Raw genomic sequence first — 20,889 nt, 5'->3', positions numbered from 1 at the left:
GACTCCGGCCTTCGCCGTGGCGTTCCGCGGCGATGGTCCGGGTAAGACCCTGCCGTAACGTTCATCCGGCTGCGGGCGGCGTGCGTCGGGCCGTACGATGAGCATCCCGCGCCCTTCGAGGACATCCGGTTGTGGACAGCGATTCAGTCAGCGGCCCGATCAGTGACCCGTGTCGCGACCAGGTGGGCGGCACGATCGGCGGCCCGGACGGCCGTGCCATCGATGGGACCATCGAGGCGTGCTTCGGCGGGGCCGGCGGCGGCTCCGCCGGTGACGGCGCCGTCGGCGCGGCGGCCGCGGGCCCGCACGACGCCGTGCGTGACGGCCCGCGCGCCGACCCGGACGAGGCGATCGACGACGCGGCCGAGGAGCCGGTCGACGGTGTGATCGACGGTGCCGTCGACGGTGACGAATCCTGCGGACCGCGGGGCGGCGCCGTCAGCGCGCTGGTCAACGCCGCCGCCCGCGGCGACGCCGCGGCGTGGGAGGCGCTCGTCGAGCGGTTCTCGCCGCTGGTGTGGTCGGTGATCCGGGCGCACCGCCTCTCCGAGTCCGACGTCGAGGACGTCTGGCAGATCACCTGGTTCCGGTTGACCGCGAACCTGCAGAAGATCAAGGATCCGGAACGGGTCGGCTCGTGGCTGGCGAGCACGGCACGGCACGAGGCGCTGCGCGCCCTCAGGTGGAGCCGGCGGGTGACGCCGGTCGACGACGTGGACACGGTGTCCCCGTGGGTGAACCACCATTCCCCCGAGCAGGCGATGCTGGAGTCGGAGCGGGCCGCCGCCGAGGCCGACCGGCTCCGCCGGCTCGGGGAGGCGTTCGAGACGCTGTCCGACCGGTGCCGGCGGCTGCTCCGCCTGCTCATGGCGACGCCGCCGCCGAGCTACCAGGAGATCTCCGAGGCGCTCGGCATGCCGGTGGGCAGCATCGGGCCGACACGCGCCCGCTGTCTCGACTGCCTGCGCCGGGCGATGGCCGGCGAGCCGCCGAGGCACCGGCGACGCCGGGCACGCTAGGAGTGCGAACGAGAGCACACGGGGGGAGGGTCCGAATGCCGGATGACAGGTCCGGGCTGGAGGAGGAGCTGCGCCGCGCCGCGGGCATGCTCGATCCGGTCCCCGAGCACCTGCTCCGCCAGGCGGTGTCCGCCTACGCCTGGCACACCGTCGACGCGGAGCCCGCCGAGCTGACCTTCGACTCCCACGCCCCCGAGCAGGCCGCCCTGGTGCGCGGCCCGGGCGCACCCCGGCTGCTCACCTTCGAGTCGGCGACCGTCACCGTCGAGGTCGAGATCACCGAGTGCGGGGACGCGCGGCGGCTCACCGGGCGGATCACGCCTCCCCGCCCCGCCGGGATCGAGGTGCGTCGCCCGGACCGGCGCCTCCACGTCCAGGCCGACGAGCTCGGCCGGTTCAGCTGCGAGGGTCTGCCCGCCGGGCCGCTCGGGCTGCGCTGCAGCACGGCGGAGCAGACCGTGGTCACCGACTGGGTCGCGATCTAGCGGGGGAACGGCCCGCGCGGCGCGGCGGTCCGGGGTACGCGGCGCGCCACGGCCCGGGCCATGGCGCGAACCGTTCAGATGCGGTGTTGCGCGATATGTCCGGATTCGGACTGATATGCGGCGAAACCTGCGGTCAAACGGTGTCATTCGACCGAATGGCAGGTCTCAAGTTAAGAACGTCCCACAGACACCGGCCATCCCACTGGTAGCGTTCTGCCGCAAGTAGGAATTTTGCCGGTGATTTCAGGGGGAACGTGGTGACGCAGCCGCTCACGGCGGACGACCCGCGCAGCCTGGGGGTGTATGAGCTGCTCGGGCGCCTGGGCGAGGGCGCGCAGGGCATCGTCTATTTGGGCCGCAGCCCGGCCGGGGAACAGGTCGCCATCAAATTGCTCCATCCCGGCCTCGCCGCGGATCCGCAGGCACGGGAGCGGTTCCTGCGCGAGGTTGCGGTCGCCCAGCGCGTGGCCCGGTTCTGCACCGCCGCAGTGCTCCACGCCGACGTGGAGGGCAGCCGGCCGTACGTGGTGAGCGAGTACATCGCGGGGCCGTCGCTGCGCACGCTCGTCGAGCGCGAGGGGCCGCGGCGCGGGGCGGCGCTCGACCGTCTGGCGATCAGCACGGCCACCGCGCTCGCCGCGATCCACCGGGCGGGCGTGCTGCACCGCGACTTCAAGCCGGCGAACGTGCTCATCGGGCCCGAGGGCCCGGTCGTGATCGACTTCGGCATCGCCCGTGCGCTCGACGTTCCGGGGGCCACGCGCACGGGCACGGCGATGGGGACCCCGTCGTACCTCGCGCCGGAGATCCTCGCCGGGCAGCCGGCCACGCCCGCGTCGGACGTGTTCTCCTGGGGCGTCACGATGGTGTACGCCGCGACCGCGCGGCCCGCCTTCGGCGACGACTCCATCCCCACCGTGATGCACCGGATCCTCTACGAGGAGCCGGACCTCACGCTCATGGAGCCGCCGCTGCGCGACCTGGTCGCCGCCTGCCTGGCGAAGGACCCGGCGCAGCGGCCCACGGCCGAGCAGCTCGTCACCGCGCTCACCGGGCAGCCCGCGCCGCCGCCCCCGGTCGCCCCGCCGCCGCCCAAGCAGCCGCAGGTGCCCGCGCCGCGGCGCGGCGGCATGACCGTGGGCATCGCGGTGGGCGTCGGCGCCGTCGTGCTCGCCGCCGGGACCGTGGCGGTGGTGCAGACCCGCAACCAGGAGCCGTTCTCGCCCGCGCACACGCCCGCCGCCGCCCAGGCGACGCAGCAGCAGTCGCCGACGCCGTCGGCCGAGCCGGCGACCGCGGTACCGGCGCGGGAGGAGGTGTCGCCGACGCCGCGCAGGCGCCGCCGTACGCCCGCCCCGCAGGCGCTGCCGACGCAGCCCGTGCCCACGGTCACCCTGACGGTGCGGCCCAGCCCGCGGCGGAGCCGGGCCGTCGAGCCCTCCGAGTCGCCGACGCGGCGGCGCAAGCGCCCCACGCCCACGCCCACGCCGAAGCCGAGCTCGCCGAAGCCGAAGCCGAGCCCGACGCCGACCAAGAGCTATCCGCCGGGCTCGACGCCGAACCCGTACAACCCGGTGGGCGTGTGCGGCAGCGGGTTCCGGCTGGTAGCCCAGCACGCGTACGGCAACGGCGGCACCACGTACCTGCTCCACAACCCCGCGCAGGGCACGAAGTGCGTGGTGACGATGGGCGAGCTCGTGATCCCCGCCAAGGTGTTCATGAAGGCCGAGCTCACCGTCAAGGGCGGGGCGTACGGCGTCGACAGCGGCACGTACACCGCCTACGCCGGGCCGGTGCGCCTGCCGGCGAAGCAGAAGTGCGTCATGTGGGGCGGCACCTACGGCACCAAGAGCTGGCAGAGCAGCTGGGGCGCCTGCGACTGACGCCGGGCCCGGCGCACGCGGCCGCGTGATCGGCTCCCCGCGCCGGGGTACGGTGACGGCGCCGGGCGCACGGCCCCGCGCCCGGCGGGCGGCGCGGGCGGCGGCCCGCCCGCGGCCCTCGCGCCGTGCCGGCCGGGGCCGACGATCCGCGGAGAGGGAGGCGAGCGTTCGATGAGCCCACTGGTGCACGTGTCGGAGCGGGACGCGGTCGCGACGATCACCCTCGACTCGCCGCACAACCGCAACGCCCTCTCCAGGGCGCTGCTCGCCGAGCTGTCCGCCGCCCTCGACCGGGCCGTCGCCGCGCCCGGGGTCCGCGTGATCGTGCTGACCGGCGCCGGGCCGGTCTTCTGCTCCGGCGCCGACCTGAAGGAGCAGACGGCGGACGGCGCCCCCGTCACCGAGGCGCTGCCCCGCGTGATCACCACGATCTGGGAGAGCCCCAAGCCGGTGATCTGCCGGTTGAACGGCACGGCCCGCGCGGGCGGGCTCGGCCTGGTGACCGCGTGCGACTTCGCGATCGCCCCCGACACCACCACGTTCGCGTTCAGCGAGGTACGGCTCGGCGTGGTCCCGGCCATGATCGCGGTGACCGCGCTGCGCCGCCTCGACCCGCGGGCCGCGGCCGAGTACTTCCTCACCGGCGAGGTGTTCGACGCCCGCCGCGCCGTCGAGATCGGCCTGCTCACCCGGGCGGTGCCCGCCGGCGAGCTCGACGCCACCGTGGCGCACTACGCCGACATGCTGCGCCGCGGCGGCCCCGAGGCGCTCGCGATCACCAAGCGCCTGGTGCGGACCGTGCCCACGCTCTCCTTCGCCGAGGGCCTGCGCGAGATGAGCAGGCTGTCCGCCGAGCGGTTCACCTCGCCCGAGGGCCAGGAGGGCATCCGCGCGTTCCGTGAGAAGCGCGACCCGGCCTGGTACTGACGCCGGTCACCGCCCGCCGCCCGCGGCGCGGCCGTCGTCCGCGGCCACCGGCGGCGTCCCGGCGGCGTCGCGGACCAGCAGCGCCGCCTGCACCCGGTTGTCGCAGCCGAGCTTGGCGAGCACCCGGCTGACGTACGTCTTGACGCTCGCCTCGCTCATCCCCAGCCGCCGGGCGATCGCGGCGTTGGAGAGCCCCTCGGCGAGGAGCACGGCCACCCGGTGCTCGGCGGGGGCGAGCGCGGCGAGCCGTCCGGCCGCGTCGCGGCGGCGCGCGCTCTCCGCCGGGGCGATCATGCCGAGCACGGTGCGGGTCACCGGCGGCGACAGGTAGGCGTCGCCGTCGTGCGCCGCGCGGACCGCGCGGACCAGCTCGTCGGGGGCGCAGTTCTTCAGCACGAAGCCGGACGCGCCCGCGGCGAGCGCGCGGTGCACGTTCGGCTCGTCGCCGAACGAGGTGAGGATGACCACCCGCACCGCGGGGACGCGGCGGCGCAGCTCGGCGAGCGCGGCGAGGCCGTCCATGCCCGGCATCCGGATGTCGAGGAGCGCGACGTCCACCCGGTGGCGGAGCGCCGCGTCCACCGCGGCCCGCCCGTCGGCGGCCTCCGCCACGACCTCGATGCCGGGGGCGGACTCGAGCACGGCGCGGATTCCCGCCGTCATCAGCGGCTCGTCCTCGGCGACCAGCACCCGGATCATCCGGGGACCCCCAGCACCATGGCGCCGGGCAGCACCACGAACAGCAGCGTGGCGATCGCCGCGCCGACCAGCCGCGCCGGGACCTGGTGCCGCACCCCGCCGGTCCGGTACGGCACGGCCGCCTCGGCGCCTGCCGACGCGGGGACGTGGCCGAATCCGGCGGAGCCGTCCGCCGCGGCCTCGGGCAGGCCGTCGGACCGCACCGGCGGCGGGACCGGCGCCTCGGCGGCGGCCGCGAGCGGCAGCATGGCGAACAGCCGGAACTCCTCGCCGGACCGGCGGTGGTCGAGCAGGCCGCCGAGCGCACCGACCCGCTCGCGCAGCCCGCGCAGGCCGTACCCGTGCCGCGGCCCGCCCGCCTCGGCGGGCGCGGCGGCCAGCGGGTTGACGACGCCGACGAGCAGGGCGTCCGCCTCCCACTCGAGGGTGACGGTGACCGGCCGCCCGGGCGCGTGCCGCGCCGCGTTGGTCAGCCCCTCCTCCACCACCCGGTAGGCGGCCGCGTCCGCCGCCGGGGGCAGCGGCCGTTCCGCGCCCGCGCGGCGCAGGGTGACCGGCACGCCCGCCGCGCGGAACTCGCCGACCAGCCCGGGGATGTCCGCGACGCCCCGGCCGACCGGCTCCTCGTCCGCGGCGCGCAGCGCGCCGACCACCTCGTGCAGCTCGTCCACGGCGTCCCGGGCCGCGGCGGCGAGCCGCCGTACCGCGGTCGCCTGCTCCGGCGGCAGCGGCGCCACCTCCAGGGCGGCGGCCTGGATCGCGACGAGGCCGAGCCGGTGGCCGAGGGAGTCGTGCATGTCCCGGGCGATGCGCAGCCGTTCCCGCAGCCGTGCCCGCTCGGCGAGCAGCTCCCGCTCGCGGCGCAGCCGCCGGTTGCTCGCCTCCAGGGCCGCCACCAGCCGCTCGTGCTGGGCGACGTACCGGCCGACGAGCAGCGGCAGCACCACGAACACGAGGTGGACCGCGGCCAGGCTGACCGGATGCCCGCCGGGCAGCCGTACCGCGAACGCGGCGACCGTGGCGGCGGCGACGGCCACGGCCTGACGCGGGGAGCCGAGGGCGCGGCCGGCCCGGTAGGAGACCCACAGGAGCAGGACGAGGCCCACGCCGGTGAGCACGCCGAGCCCTTGCGCGGCCGCGTACGCGCCGATCGGCGCGCGCCGCTGCCACACCATGAGGGCGATCACCGCCACCGGATAGGCCGCGGCCACCCACAGGGGCGAATCGCCCCGGTTCACCACGAGCAGCAGCCCGAGCTCGGCCACCACCACGAGACCGGCGAGGAGATGTCGGCCCATGCTCAGCAGCGTACGTGGCCGGGCCCGGGCCGAACGCGCATCCGGCCGAACCGGGCGATCTCGGACCGCTCCCCCGCCGCCCAGGGCCGCGCCCTCGGCGGCCGCCGCCCCGCCGTACGGCCGGCCCGGCACGGCGCACGCCGGACGGGACGGTCGTCCACTTTCGTCGCGGCCGACGGCGACGAAAGCGGACTGCACCGGACGATCGCGGTTCCTACGCTGCTCCGCATGATCGAGGTACGTGACCTTGCGAAACGCTACGGGAGCACCGTCGCCGTCGACGGGATCTCGTTCACGGTACGGCCCGGCACGGTCACCGGCTTCCTGGGCCGGAACGGCGCCGGCAAGAGCACCACGATGCGCATGATCCTCGGGCTCACCCGGCCGACCCGGGGGACGGCGCTCGTCGGCGGCCGGCCGTACCGGGAGCTCACGGACCCGCTGCGGCGGGTCGGCGCGCTGCTCGAGGCGCGGGCGGCACACCCGGACCGCACCGCCTACCACCACCTGCTGTGGCTGGCGCGGAGCAACCGCATCCCCAAGGCGCGGGTGCACGAGGTGCTCGGCATGACCGGGCTGGAGCACGTGGCCGGACGCCGCGCCGGCGGGTTCTCGCTCGGCATGGCGCAGCGGCTCGGCCTCGCCGCGGCGCTGCTCGGCGACCCGGAGGTGCTCGTGCTCGACGAGCCGATGAACGGCCTCGACCCGGACGGCATCCGGTGGTTGCGCGGCCTGCTGCGGGACCACGCGGCGCAGGGCCGCACCGTGTTCGTGTCCAGCCATCTGATGGGCGAGGTGGCGCAGACCGCCGACCGCGTCATCGTGATCGAGGGCGGGCGGCTGCTCGCCGACACCACGGTGGCCGAGCTCACCGCCACCGCCGGCTCGCTGGAGGACGCGTTCTTCCGGCTCACCGAGGGGAGGCGCGGATGAGCGTGGTCGCGGCCGCGCGGGCGGAGTGGGTCAAGATCCGCAGCCTGCGGTCGACGGCGGGGGCGCTGCTGCCGGTCGTCGTGGCCGGCGTCGGGCTCGCCTGCCTGGCGGGCAACACGATGCGCGACGCGGCGGACGATCCGGCGTTCGATCCGCTGTTCCCCGCGTTCTACGGCCTCACCCTCGCCCAGCTCGGCGTGGTGGTGTTCGCGGTGCTCACCATCGGCGGCGAGTACGGCACGGGCACGATCGCGCCCTCGCTGCTCGCGACGCCCCGGCGCGGCGTGTTCTACGCGGGCAAGGCGCTCGCCGCCACGCTCACCGCGGCGGCGGTCGCCCTGGTCACCGTGCCGGCCGCGTTCTTCGCCGCCCAGCGCGCGCTCGGCCCGGCCGGGGTGGGCGTGGGAGCGGAGGGGGTGCCGGAGGCGATGGCCGGTGCGTTCCTGTTCCTGACGCTGATGTGCCCGTTCGCGCTCGGCGTGGCCACGATGCTGCGCAGCACGGTGCGGTCGCTCGGGATCATGCTGCCGATGTTCTTCCTCGGCTCGCAGGGGATCGCCAACGTGCCGGCGCTCAAGCCGGTGCTGCAGTACCTGCCGGACCAGGTCGCCTGGGTGATCATGCACCTGACGCCGCCGGACGATCCGCGGTTCGCCCGCGCCTACGGCGCCTGGGAGGGCGTCGGCCTGCTCGTGCTGTGGACGGCGGCCGCGCTCGCGGGCGGCTACCTGGTGCTGCGGCGGGACGACATCTGACGAGCGGAGCCTGACGCGCGAGCCCCGGGCGGCGCTACCGGGTGGCGGGCAGGGCGGCGAGCAGGTAGGCGAGCCGGGCGGCCGCCCCCTCGATGTCGTCCACCGAGCCCAGCCGGTACCCCCACGAGGTGACGAACTCGCCGTTGCCGTTGCACGTCACGTCCTCGGTGAGCCGCTCGCTGAACCGGTTGCGGACGTGCACGTAGGCGGGCGTCGCGTACTTCACCCGGACGGACAGGTCAATGTGGTTCCGCGTGGCCTGGGCGAAGCGCTCAAGGCAGGACATGATGTCCAGCGTCATGCTGACCTCCGCTAGCCGCTCCGGGGCAAAGGATTGCACGGGGCAAAGGTTTTCGGCAAGCAATTGCCCGATTTATGCGGTGGATTGTTTGGCGTACTGGTCGATGGCGCGGATGATGATCGCACGCGCGTCGTCGCCGTACGCCGCGACCTCGCGGTACTCCTCGAAGTTCTTGACGTAGAAGTCGACGTCGTCGGGGCTCTTGAGGATCAGCTCCTTGGTCCGCGTCGCCGCGACGACCATGCGCGAGTCGTAGATCCAGTACCCGTTGAGCGGCGCGGAGGGCAGCAGCGCCTCGAACGGCAGCACGCCGAACTCGACGTTCGGCAGCGAGGTGACCGCGAGCAGCCGGTCGAGCTGGCCGCGCATCACCTCGGGCGGGGCGAGCCGGTAGTGCAGCACCGCCTCCGGCATGATGAAGTGGAATGTCCGGTTGCGGTCGTAGAGCACCTCCTGGCGCTGCATGCGCACCCGGATCGCCGAGTCGATCTCGTCGGCCCCGCCGTACATGCGGCGCACCTTGGTGAAGATGTGCCGGGCGTACTCGGAGGTCTGCAGCAGGCCGATGACGATGCCCGGCTCGAAGACGCGGAACAGCCGGGTGTTGAGCTCCAGGTCGCGGAAGTTCTCCTGGCTCGCGGTGAGGCCGCCCCGGTGCCGCTGCCGCCACGAGTTGTACTGCTCGTCCATGGCGGTCATGACCGCCAGGAGCTCCTCCATGACGTCGGGGGCGGCGCCGACCGCCCGCCCCCACGCCAGCACATCGCTCTCGCTCGCGGTCTGCCGGGCGTTCTCGATGCGGGACACCTTGGAGGGCTGCCAGCCCAGCCGCGCGGCGAGCTGTTTGCCGGACAGCTGCGCGTCCTCCCGCAGCTGGCGCAACCGCGCACCCAGCTCGATGCGGGCCTGCTGAAAGCCGCTCACGCCCACCTCCCCGGAACCGCTTGGCAGCGTAATCGCCTGCCTGCGGTACTCACCATAGGGAACTCCCCAAAAGGTGATCAGCCGAGGACCTTGCGTGCGATGTCCACCAGCAGCTCCCGCGGCACCTCGACGGCGGTCTCGCCGTCGAGCACGTCCCGCAGGTCGGCGAGCGCGTCGGGGTCCACCACCTGCATGCCCTGGACGACGATCGTTCCCCGATCGGTCTCGTAGAGCGAGGGGCAGGCGCCGGCCTCGGAGGTGGAGCCCAGGAAACGCAACCGCATGACGACCCCTCTCGTCCGTTGCAATTGCGCGCAATAGTACTGGAATCATCGGAGAAAAGTGCCTGAATGTCACCAGTTGTTCTTGATCATTCTCTTAACCGCCGGTGAACACCTCGTGCACGATTCTCCGGCGTCTCCCGGGCCCCTCCCCGGTGGTTCCGGTCAGCCGTTGAGCAGGGCCATCGCCGCGTTCCGGCCCGGGATGCCGCTCACCCCGCCGCCGCGCCGCGCGCCCGCGCCGCACAGCAGGATCCGCGGCCACGCGGTCGCCACGCCCCACCGCACCGCGGCCGGGTCCGCCCCGTCGGCCGCGTCGTCCGGCTCCGCGTACGGCCAGGCGAGGTGCCGGTGGAAGATGTGCCCGCCGGGCAGGCCCGCCTCGTTCTCCAGGTCGACCGGTGTCTTCACCTCCAGGCACGGCTCGCCGTCCGGGCCGCGCAGCAGGCAGTCCTCGATGGGCTCGGCGAGCACCGAGTCGATCGAGGCGAGCGTGGCCCGCAGCGCCGCCTCGCGCGCGCCCTCCGGGTCGTCGCGGAACAGCCGGGCGGGCATGTGCAGCCCGAACAGCGTCATCGTGTGCGCGCCCCGCTCGCGCAGCTCCGGCCCGAGGATCGACGGGTCGGTGAGCGTGTGGCAGTACACCTCCGCGGGCGGCAGCTCGGGGATGCGCCCGGCGGCGGCCTGCGCGTACGCGGCGGCGAGCTGATCGCGGCCCTCGTTGATGTGGAAGGTGCCGCTGAACGCCTCGGCCGGGCTCACCTTGGGGTCCTTCAGCCGGGGCAGGCGGGCGAGCAGGATGTTGATCTTGAGCTGGGCGCCCTCCGGGGCCGGCCCGGGGTCGGCGCCGGTGAGCCGGGCGAGCACCGCGGGCGGCAGCGCGGCGAGCACGTGCCCGCCGGTGACCGTGTGCTCCCCGGCGGCGTCGCGGAAGGTCACCTCCCCGGTGGCGGGGTCGACGGCGAGCACCTCGGCCCCGGTCCGGATCTCGGCGCCGTGCCGTACCGCGGCGTCGGCGAGCGCCTGCGACACCGCGCCCATGCCGCCCACCGGGACGTTCCACAGCCCGGTGCCGTCGCCGATCACGTGGTAGAGGAAGCAGCGGTTGGCGAGCAGGTCGCGGTCCGGGTCGGCGAAGGTGCCGATGAGCGCGTCGGTGAGCACCACGCCGCGCACCAGGTCGGAGCCGAACGTCTCGGCCACGGTCTCGCCGATCGGCCGCTCGAACAGCGCCCGCCACGCGGTCTCGTCGCCGACGATGCGCCGCGCCTCCTCGCGGGTGGGCAGCGGCTCCAGCAGCGTCGGGGCGAGCCGCCGGGCCACCTCGCCGATCATGCCATAGAACCGCCGCCAGGCGTCGTAGTCGGCCCGCCCGCCGGTCACCGCGGCGAACGACTCGGCGGTGCGCTCCTCGTCGTCGTTGTCGACGAGCAGCCCGGTCGCGCCGGAGGGCGTGTAGGAGGCGAAGCGGCGGCGGCGCAGCTCCAGCGGCAGCCCCAGCTCCCGCACGATCCGCGCGGGCAGCAGGCTCACCAGGTAGGCGTACCGCGACAGCCGCGCGTCCACGCCCGGGAACGGCCGCGCCGAGACCGCGAGGCCGCCCACGTGGTCCTGCCGCTCGAGCACGAGCACGCTGCGCCCGGCCTGGGCGAGGTACGCCGCGGCGGTGAGCCCGTTGTGGCCGCCCCCGGCCACGACCACGTCATAGCGCATGTTCTCTCCAGAACAGGGATGAATCAGATAACCAGTGCGAAAATGGTCCTGTGCGCGCGATTTTGTTGGCGAGATGTCACGAGGACATCACGCCGCAATGGCGCATAGAGTGCCCATCGGTGACGCGACACTGCGACACGCGGCGTTGCGGCATTATCGGTACACATCGGACATCCATTCCCGGACCGTGGCAGGGGGACGAGCGAGGGCATGCGTGAGCGTGAGGACGGCCGGGAGGCCATCCGCCTGTCTGAGGAGGTCGCCGAGGCGCTGGCGAACGGCCGCCCGGTGGTCGCGCTGGAGTCGACGATCATCTCGCACGGCCTGCCGCGGCCGCGCAACCTCGAGGTGGCCCAGGAGCTGGAGGACCTGGTACGGCAGGGCGGCGCGGTGCCCGCGACGATCGCGGTGCTCGACGGCGTCGCCCGGGTCGGCCTGGACAAGCGGGACCTGGAGCGCGTCGCGTCCGAGCCGGGCCTGCGCAAGCTCGGGCTGCGCGACCTCGCCCCGGCCGCGGCGCTCGGGGCGAGCGGCGCCACCACGGTGTCGGCGACCGCGTTCCTCGCCGCGCGGGCCGGGGTGCGGGTGTTCGCCACCGGCGGGCTCGGCGGCGTGCACCGCGAGTGGCTGGAGACCCAGGACGAGTCGGCCGACCTCGACGCGCTGAGCCGTACCTCGATCATCGTGGTGTGCGCGGGGGTGAAGTCGATCCTCGACGTGCCCGCGACGCTGCAGCGCATGGAGACCCGGGGCATCACCGTGGTCGGCTACCGCACCGACGAGTTCCCCGGCTTCTACCTGCACTCCTCGGGCGAGCGGGTGGACTGGCGCATCGAGACCCCGGCCGAGGCCGCGCGCATCCTGCGCGAGCGGGAGCGGCTCGGCGTGCCCGGCGGCGCGGTGGTGGTGGCGAACCCGGTACCGGAGCACGAGCAGCTCGACCCCGCCCTGCACGACCGCGTGCTCGCCGAGGCGCTCGCCGCGGCCCGCGACGCCGGCGTCACCGGCCAGGCGATCACCCCGTTCCTCCTCGACTACCTGGTGCGCGGCACCGAGGGGCGGTCCCTGGAGGCGAACCTCGCCGCGGTCCGCGGCAATGTCCGGCTCGCCGCGGAGATCGCCGCGTGCTGGAGCGGCGGGTGAGCCTGCTCGTCATCGGCGACGTGGTCACCGACGTCGTCACGCTGCGGGTGCCCCGGCCGTGCGCCGCGGGCGGCGGGCCGGGGACCGGCACGGACACCCCCGCGGACATCGCGCTGCGCCCCGGCGGCTCCGGCGCGAACACCGCCGCGTGGGCCGCGTACCTCGGCGCCGACGTCCGGCTGCTCACCCGGGTGGGCCGCGACACCGGCGACTGGCACACCGCCGAGCTGCGCCGCGCCGGGGTGCGCCCGCACGTGCGCGTCGACCCCGAGCACCCCACCGCGGTGGTGATCGCGATGGTGGACGCCACCGGGGAACGTTCCATGCTCACCAACCGGGGCGCGAGCGGGCGGCTGTGCGCCGCCGACTGGGAGGACGGGCTGCTCGACGGGGTGCGGCACCTGCACGTGTCCGGCTACACGCTGTTCGCGCCGCCCGGGCTGGAGCTGGTACGGCTCGCGCTCGCCGCGGCGGCCCGGCGCGGCGTGACGGTGAGCGTGGACCCGGCCTCGGCCCACTTCCTCCGCGACTTCGGGCCGGAGCGGTTCCTCGCCGAGACCGCCGGGGTGGACGTGGTGATCCCCAACCTCGACGAGGCGCTGCTGCTCGGCGGGCTCGGGCCGGACGGGAATCCGGAATCGGCCGCCGCGCGGCTGAGCGGGCGGTACCGTACTGCGGTGGTGAAGCTGGGGGCGCGGGGCGCGCTGCTCGCCGAGGGCGGGCGGGTGGTGGCCCACGTGCCCGCCGTACCGACGGAGGTGGTCGACTCGACCGGCGCCGGTGACGCGTTCGCGGCGGGCTTCCTCACCGCCCTGCTCGCCGGGAGCGGCACGGTGGAGGCGGTCGCGTCCGGGTGCCGGGCGGGCGCGCAGGCCGTACGGCAGGTGGGCGGACGCCCTGGTGTCCGGGATCGGAGCGGAAATGGAACCGCCAGTGGAACGCAGTAATTTCTCCCACTTGACACACCTAAGTCCGTTCCGGCGTAAGCTGCACCATTAGCACGCACCACGAGCACCACGAATAACTCCACGTTTCATCGTGGAAACCGGGGAGGTTGCGGTCAGCCGATGGATGCCCAGTCATCGACCTGTTTAAGTGATCTGGTTCCGGCGCTGCGCTGGACCCGGCCGCAGCAGGTCGCCGAGGTGCTGGCCGATCCCCGGCTGCCGGGGGGCTGGTGGGGCTCCGTCGCGATCGGCCGCGCGCTCTCCGTCACCGGCGCGGACTGGATCTGCGACCGGCTCGCCCGGCTCGCCGTCGCCCTGTGGGGCCACATGCCGATCGTCGAGCTGCTTCCGGCGCTGCAGACGCACAGCCCGGACCCGAACCTGCCCGACTGGCCCGAGCCGGCCCGCAGCGCGGCCGGGGGCTTCGGCGGCTGGTCCCGGCTGCGCCGGCTCACCCCCGCCGACCTGCAGGCGCCGAGCGGACCGGCGGCGCCCGAGGTCGTGATGGCGGCGGCGTTCCGCGAGTTCTTCAAGCGGCTGCCCGTGGAGGGCGGCGGGACCGCGACGCTCGCGCCGCCCGCGCCCGCCGCGCAGCCGAGCGCCCCGCCGGTGCCCGCGCTCGCCGCCCCGGTCCCCGCCGACACGCTGCCGGAGACCCAGCCCGCCAAGGCGCCCGAGGAGCCGCCGGTGATCACGCCGGACCCGGCGAAGATCACCTCCGAGTACCCCATGGTCGCGCTCGTCGAGACGCTGCTGCGGGACTGGTCGCCGCTGGAGAAGGCGATCGCGGCCGAGCGCCTGTTCGCCGCCGAGCCGATCAGCCTGCGCGCGCTCGCCTACCGGCTGGGCGTGGACCGCGAGGTGCTCTCCCACGCGCAGCGCAGCGCCGAGGAGCGGGTGCTCATGTGGATGCGCTCCCCCGACTCGGCCCCGCTCACCGGCCACCTGTTCGGCCTGTCCGAGTGGCTCGGCGCGGCGGCCACCCAGGAGCAGCTCATCAGCATGGACCCCTCGCACCCGGTGCTCGTGCCCTCGCTCAACACGCCGCTGTGGCGGGTGCTCGTCGCGCTCATGCCGGACCGCCGGCTGCAGGACGGCTGGCTCGTCGTGGGCGACCTCGGCAGCCTGCAGGAGAAGACCCGGCAGCTCCTCGCCGCCCACCCGGACGAGACCGACGTGGTCGAGCTGCTCGGCAAGATCGGCATCCGCTCGCACTCGGCGAAGGCGTGGCTGGAGGCGCTGCCCAAGGAGCCCGGCACGCGGCCCGGGGCGGGCGCGCACGAGGCGAAGCACTCCACCACCTCCACCGGCAGCCTGCCCGCGCTGCCGCGCCGTACCCCGGGGGCGAACGGCCGCGCCGCCCGCGGTGGCCACCCGGTGCCGCAAGTCGGCAACCAGGTCGACCCGCAGACCGCGCTCGCCGCGCTGCAGGCGCTCTCCGGCCAGCCGTACCCGCGGGGGCCGCACACGCCGCCGCCCCCGCCGCCGGTGCCGAGCCCGGCCTCGGACCCGCGCCGCTGGCAGCGCATCGAGATCACCGCCGAGCACCTGCGCGGCGCCCCGGTGCCGGTGCCGGAGGCGTACGCCGCCCAGCTCGGCATGCGCCCGGGCACGCTGCTGTCGGTGACCGGCCCCGGCGACAACGCGGTCGTGCTCGTCTGGCGGGACCAGCCGGTGTTCGACTCGCTCCAGCCGGTGCTCATGCGCATCGGCGCGCGGCCCGGCGACGCGGTCTACATCACGATCAACGGCTACCGCCTCGACGCCCAGCTCGCCTCCGCGGTCGGCGGCTGACCCGGTACGGCCGGGCCCGCCCGGCCGGCCGTACGGCTAGCAGAGCGCGGGCAGGCCGAGCTCGCGGGCGATGAGCATGCGCTGGACCTCGCTCGTGCCCTCGCCGATCTCGAGGATCTTGGCGTCGCGGTAGAACCGGCCGACCGGGTACTCGTTCATGAAGCCGTAGCCGCCGAAGATCTGGGTGGCGTCGCGGGCGTTGTCCATCGCGGCGTTGGACGCGACGAGCTTCGCCATCGCGGCCTCCTTCTTGAACGGCTCGCCGGCGAGCATCTTCGCGGCCGCGTGGTAGTAGGCGAGGCGCGCGGTGTGCGCCCGGGCCGCCATGTCGGCGATCTTGAACTGGATCGCCTGGTACTCGCCGATGGCGTGGCCGAACGCGCGGCGCTGCTTGGCGTAGGCGAGGGACTCGTCCACGCAGCCCTGGGCGAGGCCGACCGCGACCGCGGCGATCGCGATCCGGCCCTCGTCGAGGATCTGCAGGAACTGCGCGTAGCCGCGGCCGCGCTCGCCGAGCAGGTTCGCCGCGGGCACCCGGCAGTCGGTGAACGACAGCTCCCGGGTGTCGGAGGCGTTCCAGCCGACCTTGGAGTACTTGCGGGACACGGTGAGGCCGGGGGTGCCGCTCGGCACGAGGATCGTGCTGATCTCCGGCCGCGGGCCGTCCGGGCCCGGCCGGGTGCCGGTGATCGCGGCGACGGCGATCACCCCGGTGATCGCGGTGCCGGAGTTGGTGATGAACGCCTTGGTGCCGTTGATCACCCACTCGTCGCCGTCGAGCACGGCCGTGGTGCGCATGCCGCCGGGCACGTCGGAGCCGCCGCCCGCCTCGGTGAGGCCGAACGCGCCGAGCATCTCGCCGCTGGTGAGCTTCGGCAGCCAGGTCGCCTTCTGCTCGGGCGTGCCGAACCGGTAGATCGGCATCGCGCCGAGGCTCACCGCCGCCTCGAGGGTGATCGCCACCGAGTTGTCGACCCGGGCCAGCTCCTCCAGGGCGAGGCAGAGGGCGAAGTAGTCGCCGCCCATGCCGCCGTACTCCTCGGGGAACGGCAGGCCGAACAGGCCCAGCTCCCCCATCTTGCGGACGATCTCGTAGGGGAACTCGCAGCGCTCGTAGTAGTCGCCGATCACCGGGGCGACCTCGCGGCGGGCGAACTCCTCGACGGTACGGCGCAGCGTCTCGTGTTCCTCGCTGAGCATGTGCATGGGCAGGTGGTGCGTGGTGGCCGTGGTCATCCCTGGCTCCCCTCCTGTTCGTTGAGCCGCCTCGCCAGCGCCTGGACGACCCGGGACGGGCTGGGGCGGCCGAGCCGCTCCGCGAGCCAGACGCTCGTCGCCACCAGGGACTCCAGGGACACGCCGGTCTCGATGCCGAGGCCGTGCAGCATCCACACCAGGTCCTCGGTGGCGAGGTTGCCGGTGGCGCTTTTCGCGTACGGGCAGCCGCCGATGCCGCCCGCCGAGGCGTCCACCGTGCGCACCCCGGCGCGCAGCGCGGCGAGCGTGTTCGCCAGCGCCTGGCCGTAGGTGTCGTGGAAGTGCACCGCGAGCCGCTCGGGGCCGATCCCGGCCGCGCCGAACGCCGCGATCAGCGCGGTCACGTGCCCGGGGGTGCCGACGCCGATCGTGTCGCCGAGGGACAGCTCGTCGCAGCCGAGCTCGAGCAGCCGGGCGCCGACCTCCACCACCCGGCCGATCGGCACCTGGCCCTCCCACGGGTCGCCGAAGCACATCGACAGGTAGCCGCGCACCCGCAGCCCGGCCTCCCGCGCCCGCGCCACCACCGGCGCGAACATCTCCAGCGACCCGGCGATGTCGCGGTTGAGGTTGCGCCGGGCGAACGTCTCGGTGGCGCTGCCGAAGATCGCGATCTCCGTCACGCCGCGGCGCAGCGCCCGCTCCAGGCCGCGCTCGTTCGGCACGAGCACCGGCAGCCGCACCCCGGGCATGGGGCCGAGCCGGTCGAGCAGCTCGTCGGCGTCGGCGAGCTGCGGCACCCACTTGGGGTGCACGAAGCTCGTCGCCTCGATCACGGTGAGCCCGGCGGCGGCGAGCCGCCGGATGAACTCGGCCTTCACCTCGACCGGGATCACCGCGGACTCGTTCTGCAGCCCGTCCCGCGGGCCGACCTCGTAGATCCGCACGGAATCGGGCAGCCCGTCCAGCGGCACCCGGTACGGCAGGCCGTTCCCGGCCGGTGTGGTCGCGGTCATGGCCGCTCCTCCTCCGGCTCGACGACCGCGAGCAGCGCGTCCAGCTCCACGGGGCGTCCCGCGCGGGCGGGCAGCTCGGTGACCACCCCGTCGATCGGGGCGGTGACCACGTGTTCCATCTTCATCGCCTCGACGATCACCAGGGGCTGGCCGCGGGTCACCCGCTCCCCCTCGGCCACCTTCACCAGCAGCACGGTTCCGGGCATCGGGCTGCGCACCGCGCCGCCGCCGGCCCGGCCCGCGGCCCGCTCGCGCCGCTCGCCGGCGAGCTCGAACCGCCAGGCCGCCCCGCCGGCCCCGAGCCACAGCACGTCGCCGTCCCGCGCCCAGGCGTACCGGCGGGCGACCCCGCCGAGCTCGGCCGTGACCTCGTCGCCGCGGCGGCCGAGCAGCCGCGCCGGTACGGCGGCGCCGTCGCCGACGGCCACCTCGGCCGCGCCGGCCAGGCCGCGCACCCGGACCTCGACGGCGGCCTCGCCGTCGCGCAGCCGGTAGCGGGTCCACGCCCGCTCGCCGATCCGCCACCCGTCCGGGATGTCCCACGGGTCGGTGCCGACGGGGCGGTCGTGCAGCAGCAGCGCCGCGGCGGCGAGCGCGTCGTCGCGCGGACCCGGGGCGGGGGTGTGCCGCTCGGCGAGCCCGGTGTCGAGCGCGCCGGAGACCACGGCGGGGTCGGCGAGCAGCGAGCGCAGGTACGCGACGTTCGTCGGCACGCCGAGCACGGTCGTGGCGGCGAGGGCGGCGTCGAGCCGCCGCAGCGCCTCGGCGCGGTCCGGGCCGTGCGCGATCACCTTGGCGAGCATGGGGTCGAAGCCCGTGCCGACCACGGTGCCGGGCAGCAGGCCGGAGTCGACCCGCACACCCGCGGCCTCGGGTTCGCGCAGCACGAGCACGGTGCCGCCGGTGGGCAGGAAGCCGCGCGCCGGGTCCTCGGCGTACACGCGGGCCTCGATCGCGTGGCCGGCGAGCCGTACCTCGTCCTGGGTGAACCACAGCGGCTCGCCCGCGGCGACGCGCAGCTGCGCCTCCACCAGGTCGATGCCGGTGACCGCCTCGGTGACCGGGTGCTCCACCTGGAGGCGGGTGTTCATCTCCAGGAAGAAGAACTCCACGCGGCCGCCGGTCTCGTGGGCGATGAACTCGACCGTGCCCGCGCCCACGTAGCCCGCGGCACGGGCGGCCTCCACCGCGGCGGCGCCCATCCGGGCCCGGGTCTCGGGGTCGAGCAGCGGCGACGGCGCCTCCTCGACGATCTTCTGGTGCCGCCGCTGCAGGCTGCACTCGCGCTCCCCCAGGTGCACCACGGATCCGTACGCGTCGGCGAGCACCTGGATCTCGATGTGCCGGGGCCGGTCCACGTATCGCTCGACGAGCAGGGTCCCGTCGCCGAACGCGGCCCGCGCGGTACGGCGGGCCGACTCGAGCGCCGCGGGCAGCTCCTCGGCCGAGCGCACCAGCAGCATGCCCTTGCCGCCGCCGCCCGCGGACGGCTTGACCAGCACCGGGAAGCCGATGCGCCGGGCGGCCTCGGCGAGGTCGTCGTCCGGCTCGGCCCCGCCGGGCAGCACCGGCACCCCGGCGGCGGCGACCGTCGCCTTGGCGCGGATCTTGTCGCCCATCGCCTCGATCGCCCCCGGCGGCGGGCCGACGAACACGAGCCCGGCCCGCGCGCACCGCCGGGCGAACGCGGCGTTCTCGGCGAGGAAGCCGTAGCCGGGGTGGACCGCCTCGGCCCCGGTGCGCAGCGCGGCCTCGACGATCGCCTCGGCGTCGAGGTAGCCGCCGCGCGGCAGCCGTACCGCGGCGTCGGCGTCGCGCACGTGCCGGGGCGGCGCGCCGCCCGCGAGCTCGTCCTCCGTGTAGACGGCGACCGAGCGCACGCCGAGCCGGCGCAGCGTGCGGATGATCCGGACGGCGATCTCCCCCCGGTTGGCGACCAGCACGGTTGCGAACATCGCTCCCCTCACATCCGGAACACGCCGTAGCCGACGGACTCGAGCGGGGCGCCCGCCGCGGCCGACAGGGCGAGGCCGAGCACCGTGCGGGTGTCCGCCGGGTCGATCACGCCGTCGTCCCACAGCCGGGCCGTGGAGTAGTACGGGTTGCCCTGCCGCTCGTACTGCTCGCGGATGGGCCGTTTGAACTCCTCTTCCTCCTCGGCGGTCCAGGCGTCGCCGAGCTGGTCGCGGCGCACGGTGGCGAGCACGTTCGCCGCCTGCTCCCCGCCCATCACCGAGATCCGGGCGTTCGGCCACATCCACAGGAAGCGCGGCGCGTACGCCCGCCCGGCCATCGCGTAGTTGCCCGCGCCGAACGAGCCGCCGATGATCACGGTGAACTTCGGCACCCGGGCGCAGGAGACCGCGGTGACCATCTTCGCGCCGTGCTTGGCGATGCCGCCGTGCTCGTACGCCTTGCCCACCATGAAGCCGCTGATGTTCTGCAGGAACACCAGCGGGATCACCCGCCGGTCGCACAGCTCGATGAAGTGGGCGCCCTTGAGCGCGGACTCGCTGAACAGGATGCCGTTGTTCGCGACGATCCCCACGGGGTGGCCGTGGATGCGGGCGAAGGCGGTCACCAGGGTCGGGCCGTACTCGGCCTTGAACTCGACGAACCGGCCGCCGTCGACGATGCGCCTGATCACCTCGCGGACGTCGTACGGCGTGCGCGGGTCGGGCGGCACGATGCCGTACAGCTCGCGCGGGTCGTACGGCGGCTCCTCGGGCGCCTCGACCGCCCACTGCGGGGCGGGTGGCGGGGGCAGGGTGGCGACGATGTCGCGGACGATGCGCAGCGCGTGCGCGTCGTCCTCGGCGAGGTGGTCGGTGACGCCGGAGATGCGGGAGTGCACCTCGCCGCCGCCGAGCTCCTCGGCGCTCACCACCTCGCCGGTGGCGGCCTTCACCAGCGGCGGGCCGCCGAGGAAGATCGTGCCCTGGTTTCGGACGATCACCGCCTCGTCGCTCATCGCGGGCACGTACGCGCCGCCCGCGGTGCACGAGCCGAGCACCGCGGCGATCTGCGGGATGCCGCGGGCGGACATGGTGGCCTGGTTGTAGAAGATGCGGCCGAAGTGGTCGCGGTCCGGGAACACCTCGTCCTGCATCGGGAGGAACGCGCCGCCGGAGTCGACGAGGTAGATGCACGGCAGGTGGTTCTGCAGCGCCACCTCCTGGGCGCGCAGGTGCTTCTTCACCGTCATCGGGTAGTAGGTGCCGCCCTTGACCGTGGCGTCGTTCGCCACGATCACGCAGAGCCGCCCGCACACCCGGCCGATCCCGGTGATGATGCCCGCCGCCGGCGCCTCGTCGCCGTACATGCCGTAGGCGGCGAGCGGCGACAGCTCGAGGAACCGGGACCCGGGGTCGAGCAGGGCGTCCACCCGGTCTCGGGGCAGCATCTTGCCCCGCGCCACGTGCCGCTGCCGGGCCCGCTCGGGGCCGCCGCGCGCCGCGGCGGCGAGCCGCTCGCGCAGCTCGGCGACGAGCCGCTCGTTGGTCTCCGCGTTCCGCTTGAACGCCTCGGCGTCCACGACGCCGTCCGGCACCGCCACAGTGCCCGCCACAGTGCC

Annotated in this window: 18 protein-coding genes and 1 pseudogene; 9 read left to right on the top strand and 10 right to left on the bottom strand. The window is 74.7% G+C overall.

Annotated elements, in window-relative coordinates; genetic code table 11:
• Positions 1-131: 131 nt before the first annotated feature.
• From FHX40_RS07480 to FHX40_RS07465, 4 genes are all read left to right on the top strand, one after another.
• On the top strand, positions 132-1,019 hold the full coding sequence (locus FHX40_RS07480) for an RNA polymerase sigma factor (protein ID WP_211350189.1): 888 nt from the start codon (positions 132-134) through the stop codon (positions 1,017-1,019).
• Positions 1,020-1,054: 35 nt separating this feature from the next.
• Positions 1,055-1,504, top strand: coding sequence for a hypothetical protein (locus FHX40_RS07475; protein WP_142258938.1), 450 nt, complete (start codon positions 1,055-1,057; stop codon positions 1,502-1,504).
• A 257-nt stretch (positions 1,505-1,761) separates the two neighbouring features.
• Positions 1,762-3,387 carry a serine/threonine-protein kinase gene (locus tag FHX40_RS07470; protein ID WP_229788687.1) on the top strand — a complete coding sequence of 542 codons (1,626 nt, stop codon included), beginning with the start codon at positions 1,762-1,764 and terminating at the stop codon, positions 3,385-3,387.
• Positions 3,388-3,558: 171 nt separating this feature from the next.
• Positions 3,559-4,314 carry an enoyl-CoA hydratase-related protein gene (locus tag FHX40_RS07465; RefSeq protein WP_142258936.1) on the top strand — a complete coding sequence of 252 codons (756 nt, stop codon included), beginning with the start codon at positions 3,559-3,561 and terminating at the stop codon, positions 4,312-4,314.
• 6 nt (positions 4,315-4,320) lie between these two features.
• Here FHX40_RS07465 and FHX40_RS07460 read toward each other — a convergent pair whose 3' ends face one another.
• On the bottom strand, positions 4,321-5,013 hold the full coding sequence (locus FHX40_RS07460) for a response regulator (RefSeq protein ID WP_142258935.1): 693 nt from the start codon (positions 5,011-5,013) through the stop codon (positions 4,321-4,323).
• Entirely contained in the window at positions 5,010-6,311 is a 1,302-nt protein-coding gene (locus tag FHX40_RS07455) for a sensor histidine kinase (protein WP_142258934.1), read from the bottom strand. Before FHX40_RS07455 ends, FHX40_RS07460 begins: the two co-directional genes overlap by 4 nt.
• Before the next feature lie 228 nt (positions 6,312-6,539).
• Between FHX40_RS07455 and FHX40_RS07450 the strand changes: the two are divergent.
• Both FHX40_RS07450 and FHX40_RS07445 read left to right on the top strand, forming a co-directional pair.
• A pseudogene (locus FHX40_RS07450) lies at positions 6,540-7,187 on the top strand (ABC transporter ATP-binding protein); the annotation flags it as partial.
• Between the two features lie 53 nt (positions 7,188-7,240).
• Complete coding sequence (locus FHX40_RS07445) at positions 7,241-7,999, top strand: ABC transporter permease subunit (protein ID WP_142258932.1); 759 nt, start codon at positions 7,241-7,243, stop codon at positions 7,997-7,999.
• 34 nt (positions 8,000-8,033) lie between these two features.
• Here the strand turns inward: FHX40_RS07445 and FHX40_RS07440 are convergent, their stop codons facing one another.
• From FHX40_RS07440 to FHX40_RS07425, 4 genes are all read right to left on the bottom strand, one after another.
• A complete protein-coding gene (locus FHX40_RS07440; protein WP_142258931.1) occupies positions 8,034-8,300 on the bottom strand; it encodes a hypothetical protein in 267 nt (88 codons plus the stop codon).
• A gap of 72 nt (positions 8,301-8,372) precedes the next feature.
• A complete protein-coding gene (locus FHX40_RS07435; protein WP_142258930.1) occupies positions 8,373-9,224 on the bottom strand; it encodes a helix-turn-helix domain-containing protein in 852 nt (283 codons plus the stop codon).
• Between the two features lie 77 nt (positions 9,225-9,301).
• The gene (locus tag FHX40_RS07430) at positions 9,302-9,508 is read right to left on the bottom strand and encodes a hypothetical protein (protein WP_142258929.1); all 207 of its coding nucleotides are present in this window, start codon (positions 9,506-9,508) and stop codon (positions 9,302-9,304) included.
• 162 nt (positions 9,509-9,670) lie between these two features.
• Positions 9,671-11,218, bottom strand: a complete 1,548-nt coding sequence (locus FHX40_RS07425) for a phytoene desaturase family protein (protein ID WP_142258928.1) — start codon at positions 11,216-11,218, stop codon at positions 9,671-9,673.
• A 210-nt stretch (positions 11,219-11,428) separates the two neighbouring features.
• Between FHX40_RS07425 and FHX40_RS07420 the strand changes: the two genes are divergently transcribed.
• The 3 genes from FHX40_RS07420 (at position 11,429) to FHX40_RS07410 (ending at position 15,102) form a co-directional block, all read left to right on the top strand.
• On the top strand, positions 11,429-12,361 hold the full coding sequence (locus FHX40_RS07420; RefSeq protein ID WP_142258927.1) for a pseudouridine-5'-phosphate glycosidase: 933 nt from the start codon (positions 11,429-11,431) through the stop codon (positions 12,359-12,361).
• Complete coding sequence (locus FHX40_RS07415; protein WP_170198749.1) at positions 12,343-13,308, top strand: carbohydrate kinase family protein; 966 nt, start codon at positions 12,343-12,345, stop codon at positions 13,306-13,308. Before FHX40_RS07420 ends, FHX40_RS07415 begins: the two co-directional genes overlap by 19 nt.
• Positions 13,309-13,428: 120 nt before the next feature.
• The gene (locus tag FHX40_RS07410) at positions 13,429-15,102 is read left to right on the top strand and encodes a hypothetical protein (protein WP_142258926.1); all 1,674 of its coding nucleotides are present in this window, start codon (positions 13,429-13,431) and stop codon (positions 15,100-15,102) included.
• A 36-nt stretch (positions 15,103-15,138) separates the two neighbouring features.
• On the opposite strand, the gene FHX40_RS07405 is transcribed toward FHX40_RS07410, so the two are convergent.
• The 4 genes from FHX40_RS07405 to FHX40_RS07390 are packed head-to-tail and all read right to left on the bottom strand — an operon-like array spanning position 15,139 to position 20,865.
• Entirely contained in the window at positions 15,139-16,314 is a 1,176-nt protein-coding gene (locus tag FHX40_RS07405; RefSeq protein ID WP_142261608.1) for an acyl-CoA dehydrogenase family protein, read from the bottom strand.
• A 20-nt stretch (positions 16,315-16,334) separates the two neighbouring features.
• Complete coding sequence (locus FHX40_RS07400) at positions 16,335-17,315, bottom strand: hydroxymethylglutaryl-CoA lyase (protein WP_142258925.1); 981 nt, start codon at positions 17,313-17,315, stop codon at positions 16,335-16,337.
• The gene (locus tag FHX40_RS07395) at positions 17,312-19,270 is read right to left on the bottom strand and encodes an acetyl/propionyl/methylcrotonyl-CoA carboxylase subunit alpha (RefSeq protein WP_142258924.1); all 1,959 of its coding nucleotides are present in this window, start codon (positions 19,268-19,270) and stop codon (positions 17,312-17,314) included. The genes FHX40_RS07400 and FHX40_RS07395 overlap by 4 nt, the downstream gene beginning before the upstream one ends.
• Positions 19,271-19,278: 8 nt before the next feature.
• Positions 19,279-20,865, bottom strand: coding sequence for a carboxyl transferase domain-containing protein (locus FHX40_RS07390; protein ID WP_373286894.1), 1,587 nt, complete (start codon positions 20,863-20,865; stop codon positions 19,279-19,281).
• Positions 20,866-20,889 lie beyond the last annotated feature (24 nt).

The organism is Thermopolyspora flexuosa (assembly GCF_006716785.1).
Classification (GTDB): Bacteria; Actinomycetota; Actinomycetes; order Streptosporangiales; family Streptosporangiaceae; genus Thermopolyspora; species Thermopolyspora flexuosa.
The sequence above is the reverse complement of the archived record's forward strand: the minus strand, read 5'-3'. Positions and strand labels throughout refer to the sequence as shown.

What these genes read in the sequence shown, in the direction of transcription:
- FHX40_RS07475 (WP_142258938.1), top strand. Translation starts at nt 1,055, where the DNA reads ATGCCGGATGACAGGTCCGGGCTGGAGGAGGAGCTGCGCCGCGCCGCG.
- FHX40_RS07465 (WP_142258936.1), top strand. Translation starts at nt 3,559, where the DNA reads ATGAGCCCACTGGTGCACGTGTCGGAGCGGGACGCGGTCGCGACGATC.
- FHX40_RS07460 (WP_142258935.1), bottom strand. Translation starts at nt 5,013, where the DNA reads ATGATCCGGGTGCTGGTCGCCGAGGACGAGCCGCTGATGACGGCGGGA.
- FHX40_RS07455 (WP_142258934.1), bottom strand. Translation starts at nt 6,311, where the DNA reads ATGGGCCGACATCTCCTCGCCGGTCTCGTGGTGGTGGCCGAGCTCGGG.
- FHX40_RS07445 (WP_142258932.1), top strand. Translation starts at nt 7,241, where the DNA reads ATGAGCGTGGTCGCGGCCGCGCGGGCGGAGTGGGTCAAGATCCGCAGC.
- FHX40_RS07440 (WP_142258931.1), bottom strand. Translation starts at nt 8,300, where the DNA reads ATGACGCTGGACATCATGTCCTGCCTTGAGCGCTTCGCCCAGGCCACG.
- FHX40_RS07430 (WP_142258929.1), bottom strand. Translation starts at nt 9,508, where the DNA reads ATGCGGTTGCGTTTCCTGGGCTCCACCTCCGAGGCCGGCGCCTGCCCC.
- FHX40_RS07425 (WP_142258928.1), bottom strand. Translation starts at nt 11,218, where the DNA reads ATGCGCTATGACGTGGTCGTGGCCGGGGGCGGCCACAACGGGCTCACC.
- FHX40_RS07420 (WP_142258927.1), top strand. Translation starts at nt 11,429, where the DNA reads ATGCGTGAGCGTGAGGACGGCCGGGAGGCCATCCGCCTGTCTGAGGAG.
- FHX40_RS07410 (WP_142258926.1), top strand. Translation starts at nt 13,429, where the DNA reads ATGGATGCCCAGTCATCGACCTGTTTAAGTGATCTGGTTCCGGCGCTG.
- FHX40_RS07400 (WP_142258925.1), bottom strand. Translation starts at nt 17,315, where the DNA reads ATGACCGCGACCACACCGGCCGGGAACGGCCTGCCGTACCGGGTGCCG.
- FHX40_RS07395 (WP_142258924.1), bottom strand. Translation starts at nt 19,270, where the DNA reads ATGTTCGCAACCGTGCTGGTCGCCAACCGGGGGGAGATCGCCGTCCGG.